This window comes from Sphingopyxis sp. (assembly GCF_036402335.1).
Taxonomy (GTDB): Bacteria; Pseudomonadota; Alphaproteobacteria; order Sphingomonadales; family Sphingomonadaceae; genus Sphingopyxis.
In genome coordinates, this window is the sequence record NZ_DASWTD010000434.1 from 1 (window position 1) to 4,077 (window position 4,077).

The 4,077-nt window shown below is 67.7% G+C and carries 1 protein-coding gene; it reads left to right on the forward strand.

The window, feature by feature from the left end; translation table 11 throughout:
* A partial coding sequence (locus VGD20_RS14045) for an alpha-2-macroglobulin family protein (RefSeq protein WP_331135045.1) occupies positions 1-4,077 on the forward strand: 4,077 nt, incomplete at both ends.

The window sequence follows — 4,077 nt, forward strand, 5'->3', positions numbered from 1 at the left end:
CAAATGCCGCCGCCCGCTGCCCCCGGGCCGCGAGATGGCGCTCGTCTGGGACGCGCGCATTTCGCAAGCCGGCGTGCCGGGCCGCACCGCGGGGCGCGACCAGCGCTTCGACCATGACGTCCGCCCCGCCTTCACCGCCAAAATGTCGTGCAGCCGCATCAACCCGCAGGCAGGCTGCAACCCGATCAAGGATGTGACGCTCAGCTTCGCCTCGCCGGTGCCCCGCGAAACGATCCTCGCCGCGACGCTCAGCACCGCCGATGGCAAGACGCTGACGCCGAAGATCGACGACGACGACAAGAACGACGCCTGGCTGACCAGCGTCCGCTTTGCCGGCCCGCTGCCGCAGAATGTCGACGCGACGCTCGTGCTGCCCGAAGGCGTCACCGACCAGAGCGGCCGCAAGCTCCAGAACCAGTCGAATTTCCCGCTGAAATTCCACATCGACCGCGCCCCGCCTTTGGTCAAGTTCGCCGCCGAATTCGGCATCCTCGAAGCGGGCGAAGGCGGCGTGCTGCCCGTCACCGTGCGCGGCGTCGAAAGTTCGCTCGTCCAGGCGAACCTCAAGATGCCCGCGACCGCGCTCAAGGTCGGCGACGACGACGCCGCGATCGCACGCTGGCTGAAACGCGTCGCCGACGCCGACGACACCGATTATCGCGAAGAAAAGAACGCCGCCGGCAAGGAGGTCACCGTCAACTACACCGGCACGAAGTCGGTGTTCGACGGCGCACCATCGGGCGGCGAGCGCCGCGACATGCAGCTCGCCCCCGCCGCGGGCGGCAAGGAGTTCGAGGTTGTCGGCATCCCGCTCGCCGAAAAGGGCTTCCATATCGTCGAGATCGCGAGCCCCGAACTCGGCGCCGCGCTGCTCGGCCGCAAATCGACGCGCTACGTCGCGACCGCGGCGCTCGTCACCAATATGGCGGTGCATTTCAAATGGGGCCGCGAAGGCTCGCTCGCCTGGGTGACCGCGCTCGACACCGGCCTGCCCGTCGCGGGCGCCGAAATCCGCGTGTCGGACAGCTGCACCGGCCGCCTGCTCGCGCGCGGCACCGCCGACAAGGCGGGGCGGCTCGCCTTCCCGTCGGCGCTGCCGCAGCCCGAAACCTATTCGAGCTGCGAAGAAACCCCCGACCCCGCGAGCAGCGAAGGCCATGCGCTGATGGTCAGCGCGCGCTCGGGCGATGATTTCAGCTTCACCCTCACCGACTGGGGCAGCGGCATCCGTCCCTATGACTTCGACCTCCCCTATGGCTGGTCGGAGCGCAACGACATCCTCCACACCGTCTTCGACCGCGCGCTCGTGAAGGCCGGCGAGACCGTCCACATGAAGCACCTGCTGCGCCGCCCGGTCGGCCTTGGTTTCCGCATCCCCGAAGCGCTGGCTGGCAAGCTCCGCCTCGTCCACCGCGGTTCGGATACCGAATTCGAAATGCCCTTCAGCATCACGGCGGCAGGCAGCGGCGAGACGACATGGAACGTCCCCGCTTCGGCGCCGATGGGCGATTATGAGCTCGTCTTCGTCACCAAGGACAAGGATGGCGAGGACAAGACGATCTGGTCGGGCCAGTCGGTCAAGGTCGACGAATATCGCCTGCCGACGATGAAGGCGACGATCACCGGTCCGAAGACTGCGCTCGTGCGCCCCGCTGCGGTGCCGCTCTCGCTCTTCGTCGGTTACCTGTCAGGCGGTCCCGCGCCGAATATCCCGGTCGAACTGCGCACAAGTTTCCGCTCATCCTGGTCGCCGCCCGAGGATTACAAGGATTGGGATTTCGACGGCCAGCCGGTGAAGGAAGGCGTCGTCCAGCTCGACGACAGCGGCGACGAGCCCGCGGCCGAACTGCCGCTCGCGCGCTCGGTTCCGCTCACGCTCGACGCCAATGGCGCCGCGACGGCGAGCGTCACGGTCGACCAGCCGATCACCGAACCGACGCTGATGGCCGCCGAAATGGATTATGAGGACGCCAATGGCGAAACGCTCACGTCGAGCCGCCGCATCACGCTCTATCCGTCGGCCGTCCGCCTCGGGCTCAAGACCGAGGGCTGGCTGATGCGCGACAATGACCTCCGGCTCAATTTCATCGCGCTCGATTTGGACGGCAAGCCGATTTCGGGCCAGCGCGTCTCGGTCGCGCTCTACAACCGCGAGATCATCACCGCGCGGCGCCGCCTGATCGGCGGCTTCTACGCCTATGACAACCAGATGCGCACGACGAAGCTCGACGCGACCTGCTCGGCGACGACCGACAAGCTCGGACGCGCGAGCTGCGCGATGGCGCCCGGCATTTCGGGCGAGGTCACCGTGGTGGCGACGACGCAGGATGCCGATGGCAACGAAGCGCGCGCGGTGCGCTCGGTCTGGCTTGCCGGCGACAATGACTGGTGGTTCGGCGGCGACAATGGCGACCGCATGGACGTGATCGCCGAAAAGCCGCGCTATGTCGCGGGCGATACCGCGAGTTTCCAGGTCCGCATGCCGTTCCGCGAAGCGACCGCGCTCGTCACCGTCGAACGCGAAGGCGTGCTGTCGAGCTTCGTCGTGCCGCTGAAGGGCACCAACCCTGTCGTGAAGGTCAAGCTTCCCGCGACCTATGCCCCCGACGTCTATGTCTCGGTGATGGCGGTACGCGGGCGCGTCACCGGCGGCGAAAGCTGGTTCCGCAAGATGAAGCGCGCGGTCGGCTTCAAGATCGAGAATAGCGAAGGCGCTCCGCCGACGGCATTGGTCGACCTCGCCAAGCCGAGCTACCGGATGGGCATCGCGCGCATCAAGGTCGGCTGGGAAGGCCATCAGCTCGGCGTCAAGGTCAAGGCCGACAAGGAGAAATATTCGGTCCGCGAAACCGCGAAGGCAAGCATCGAGGTCAAGACCCCCGACGGCAAGGCGCCGAAGAACGCCGATGTCGCCTTCGCCGCGGTCGACGAGGCGCTGCTCCAGCTCGCCCCCAACGAAAGCTGGGAAGTGCTGAACGCGATGATGGGCGAACGCACGCTCGACGTGCTCACCTCGACCGCGCAGATGCAGGTGGTGGGCAAGCGCCACTATGGCCGCAAGGCGCTCGAGCCCGGTGGCGGCGGTGGCGGCGACCTGTCGGGGCTGACGCGCGAGGATTTCCGCCCCGTCCTGCTGTGGAAAGGCAATGTCCCGCTCGACAGCAAGGGCCGCGCGACGGTCGACGTGCCGCTCAGCGACAATCTCTCGGGCTTCCGCCTCGTCGCAATCGCGACCGACGGGTCGCAATATTTCGGCACCGGCGAAACCACCGTCCGCACCGTGCAGGACCTTGGCGTCTTCGCCGGCATGCCCGAACTGGTGCGCACCGGCGACACCTACGACGCGCGCTTCACGCTGCGCAACGGCACCGACCAGCCGATGGAGGTCACCGCGACCCCGACACTGTCCCCCGCCGTCGCGACCGCACCGCCGCTCACCGTCACCATTCCCGCGGGCGGAGCGGTGCCGATCAGCTGGTCGATGACCGCCCCTGAACAAACCGGCCCGATCGAATGGACCGTCGATGCGGTGGCCAAGGGCGGCAAGGCCCGCGACCGGCTCGTTTTTGCTCAGACGGTCGAACCCGCGGTGCCGGTCGAGACCTGGGCCGCCAGCCTGTTCCGCGTCGGCCCCGCGACGACGCTGCCGATCGCGATCCCCGCAGGCGCGCTGCCCGGCGGCTACGTCGATATCGCGCTCGCCGGCACGCTCGCGCCGCCGCTGACGGGCGTGCGCGATTATATGAGCGCCTATCCCTATACCTGCTTCGAACAACAGACGTCGCGCGCGGTCGCGCTCGGCGATGTCGGGCGCTGGCAGGCGCTCGCCGGCGCGATGCCGACCTATCTCGACGACGACGGGCTGCTCCGTTACTGGCCCAACGAACGGATGGAAGGGTCGATCGAACTCACCGCCTATGTGCTGAGCGTGACCGCCGCGAACGGCTTCGCGATCCCCGAGGCATCGAAAGCGAAGATGGTGAAGGCGCTGCAGGCGGTGGTCGAAGGGCGGCTGACGCGCGAGGATTTCCGCCCCGTCCTGCTGTGGAAAGGCAATGTCCCGCTCGACAGCAAGGG